This window comes from Bacteroidota bacterium (assembly GCA_039714315.1).
Classification (GTDB): domain Bacteria; phylum Bacteroidota; class Bacteroidia; order Flavobacteriales; family JADGDT01; genus JADGDT01.
Genome location: JBDLJM010000213.1, coordinates 1 through 3,811, shown reverse-complemented (window position 1 = coordinate 3,811; position 3,811 = coordinate 1). Strand labels below are relative to the sequence as shown.

Annotated in this window: 2 protein-coding genes; both read right to left on the bottom strand. The window is 37.1% G+C overall.

Features of this window, described 5'->3' with window-relative positions; translation table 11 throughout:
* Positions 1–154: 154 nt before the first annotated feature.
* On the bottom strand, positions 155–1,234 hold the full coding sequence (gene wecB / locus ABFR62_13555) for a UDP-N-acetylglucosamine 2-epimerase (non-hydrolyzing) (GenBank protein ID MEN8139444.1): 1,080 nt from the start codon (positions 1,232–1,234) through the stop codon (positions 155–157).
* 293 nt (positions 1,235–1,527) lie between these two features.
* A complete protein-coding gene (locus ABFR62_13550; protein ID MEN8139443.1) occupies positions 1,528–3,459 on the bottom strand; it encodes a nucleoside-diphosphate sugar epimerase/dehydratase in 1,932 nt (643 codons plus the stop codon).
* Positions 3,460–3,811: the final 352 nt, after the last annotated feature.

Genomic DNA, 3,811 nt, shown 5'->3' with positions numbered 1-3,811 from the left:
TCTCTCAATCACTCCATCTCTCAATCTCAACATCTCTCAATCTCAACATCTCTCAATCTCAACATCTCTCCTTCACACAGTCTCAAAGTCCCAAACTCCCAAACCGACGAAGGAGGTTCAGCGAGCAACTGTTGAAAAACGGAGTGCCAGCGAGCTAAAGTCCCAACAAATCCGCCACAATCCGCGCCGCAGTCTTACCATCCCAAAGCTCCGGAATTTCTCCCGTTTTCCACTCTCCCGAATGCAACTTCTTCATATAAGGGAATACGTTTTTAGGATCCGTTCCAACGAGTTCATTTGTACCTATAGTAATTGTTTCGGGACGTTCAGTATTATCTCTAAGTGTCATACATGGAACCTTCATCACAGTAGTCTCTTCTGTAATCCCCCCTGAATCTGTAACAACTGCAAAAGCATTTTTAACAAGGTAATTGAATTCCAGGTAGCCCAATGGTTCTATCATATGAAGGTTGTCGGCCTTAATTCCAATTCCCTCAAGCATTTTAGCAGTACGGGGGTGCACCGGAAATACTATTGGCATGCCGTTGGCTCCCTTAACTATTTCATCGATTAACTCCTTTAGTTTTGTCTCTTCATCTACGTTGGCAGGCCTGTGAAGGGTCATAACAAAATATTTTTTGTCTTTTAAGCCTATTTCATCCCACGCTTGCGGTTTAGTCAAACGAGGCATATTTTTCAGTAAAGTATCGATCATAGTATTACCTACAAAACGAATCTTACTTTCTTCATGACCTAATTTTCTAAGGTTTGCATTTGCCACCTCCGAAGTAGTATAGAAAATATCGGTAATAGAATCGGTAACCATGCGGTTTATTTCCTCCGGCATAGTAATATCGTTTGAGCGTATGCCTCCTTCAACGTGAATAACTCCCATGTTTAATTTCTTAGCGGCGATACTACATGCCATTGTAGATGTTACATCACCTACTACTAAAACCCAATCGGCAGGTTCTTCAAGTAAAAGAGCTTCATAACGCTGCATAATCATAGCAGTCTGCTCCGCCTGAGTACCACCTCCTGCTCCAAGATTTACATGAGGCTCAGGAATACCAAGCTGCTCAAAAAAACTACCGGACATCTTCTTGTCGTAGTGCTGTCCGGTATGGATTAATCTATATTCTATCTTGTCTGATACTTTTTCGAGTTCTGAAATGATCGGAGCAATTTTCATGAAATTTGGCCTTGCTCCGGCTATGATGTCTAGTTTTAGCATGTTCTGTTTCTTTTAAAGGTGTAAAGATAGTAGAAGAAAGATAAATGATTAAAGAAACAAGAAAAAAAGATAAAAGATAAAAGATAAAAGAAACAAGATAAAAGAGGCCTGCCTGCGTGAATAAAACAGCTTCCATCAGTTCAGATTATGACTATAAAGGGAAGTAAAGACGAACGGCCGTTCGTCTCAACGGCCTCCCTCCGGGGATGAAAGAGTCTTAAAAGTTAAAACTACCTTTAACTAGCAACAAGCACCTAGCAACTAGCAACAAGCACCTCACAACTCACACAGTCTCAAAGTACACTATTAACAAGCTCCTTATCCAATTCCTCATATTTAGAGTTATTACTAATAAACTCAGGAACTATGTGTTTCATCTTTTTAACAATTTCGTATCCTCCTTCATCAACGGTGAGTAACAAATCGTTAATTTCATCATTAACGGCGGTGTAATTAACTTCTCTGATTTTGGCTACCATAATCTTAGGGTGATAGGTAGAAATAGTGTTTTCTTTTGAGGCTAACAACTCTTCATAAAGTTTTTCTCCGGGTCTCAGTCCCGAAAATACAATATCAATATCATCGGGGTAATTGTAGCCCGACAGTTTTATCATTTTTTTTGCGACATCAAATATTTTGACAGATTTACCCATATCGAAGATGAAAATCTCACCTCCTTTTCCCATTGCTCCTGCTTCAAGTACCAGTTGACAAGCCTCAGGAATAGTCATAAAATATCTGGTAATATCTTTATGTGTAACAGTAATAGGCCCACCGGATTTAATCTGTTTCTTAAACATTGGAATTACCGATCCGTTAGATCCTAATACATTACCAAAGCGGGTTGTTATAAATTTGGTTTTAGACTGTTTTTTATTTAATGCCTGAATATAAATTTCGGCAATTCGTTTACTGGCTCCCATAACATTTGTAGGGTTAACAGCTTTATCGGTTGAAACCATTACAAACTTGCCAACTCCGGTTTTTACAGAAGCATCTGCAACATTCTTTGTCCCTTCCACATTTGCTGATATAGCCTGTTGCGGATACTCTTCCATTAGAGGAACATGTTTGTAAGCAGCAGCATGAAATACTATTTCAGGCTTATGTAAATCAAATATTTTCTGTACAAAGTTTTTATTTCTTATGTCTCCAATTACAAATTCTAACTCTACTTCAGGATATTTTTTGGCTAAATCAGTACCCAATTCTATCCTAAAATCGTGTAGTGGAGATTCCGACTGTTCGAACAACAAAACTTTTTTAGTTTTTTTGCTTATCAATTGTCTTACTATTTCACTACCAATAGAACCTGCAGCCCCGGTAACCAAAACTACTTTGTTCTGTAGTTCTTCATCTGTGAAATTATTGTTAACTACAATTGTCTGTCTTTCCAGCAGGTCTTCAATATTAACTTCCTGAATTTGATTTGGACTGAGCTCGCCATTTACCCATTTTTTTACGGATGGTATTGTTCTGACTTTAAGGTTTTTATTCAGGCATATGTCTACAATTTCATTTTTTCGGCTGTTATTCAAATTTTCGATAGCTATTACAACCTCAGTAATATTGCTTTTTTCGAGCATCTCATCAGAAAATGCCTTCTCAGGTTTTATTACCTGAACACCATCCATGTATTTCCCGTTTAAGGTTTTATTATCATCGATGAAGCACGTTATCTTATACTTAATTTTTTTATCTCTAAGAAGGGTGTCTTTTGTAATTACTCCTGCCGATCCTGCACCGTAAACTGCTACTCTGACAACTTCGCCACTTGTTTTATTTGCAAGCTGAAATATTTTACGAACAAATAACCTGCTGCCAATAAGAGCAAGCAATACCAGAAGAGAATGAATTATTATAACTCCTTTTGGTATTATGATATCAGAATTATATAATTCAAATTTTATCAGAAAGAGTGAAATACCAAATGTAAAAATACCGGCCAATACACTCGCATTAATAATCTTTATAGCATCTTTTATACCCGAATGTCTTATTATACCGGAATATGGACGGAATATTACATAGAATAGTATATATAAAGCAGTAATAAATGCTATCTGAATTATATTGATATGTTTATCTACCTCGTATATATCAAAGCCAAATCTGATTAGATAAGCTATGTAAAATATTGGGGTTACTGCCAGTATATCAAAGACTAAGACCACCCATTTAGATAGAAATCTTTTTGAAAAGTAATTATATAAAAATCTGTACATGGTTTTAAATTTGGTAGTTAAACAGTAAGATAATTTATTGCTTCAAACTTAATACTTTTTTGATGTTATTTATAACTCTTTTATCATCTGTTATATTATACCAACTAAACAATGAAATGAGCTAAAAGAAACCTGCCTGCGTGGATAAAACATCTCTCCATCTCTCCATCTCTCCATCTCTCAATCACTCAACATTGGCAGCTTAAAGTTTTTAACCGCAAAGTGCCGCAAAGTACAGCGCAGAGTAGCGCAAAGTCCCAAACCGACGAAGGAGGTTCAGCGAGCACCGTGTCTCGGCTTAGCCGATGAACTGTTGAATAATATCACTGAGCAACCGCTGAAGCGATAGTGC

Coding starts and splice junctions, on each gene's coding strand:
- wecB (MEN8139444.1), bottom strand. CDS start 1,234: ATGCTAAAACTAGACATCATAGCCGGAGCAAGGCCAAATTTCATGAAA.
- ABFR62_13550 (MEN8139443.1), bottom strand. CDS start 3,459: ATGTACAGATTTTTATATAATTACTTTTCAAAAAGATTTCTATCTAAA.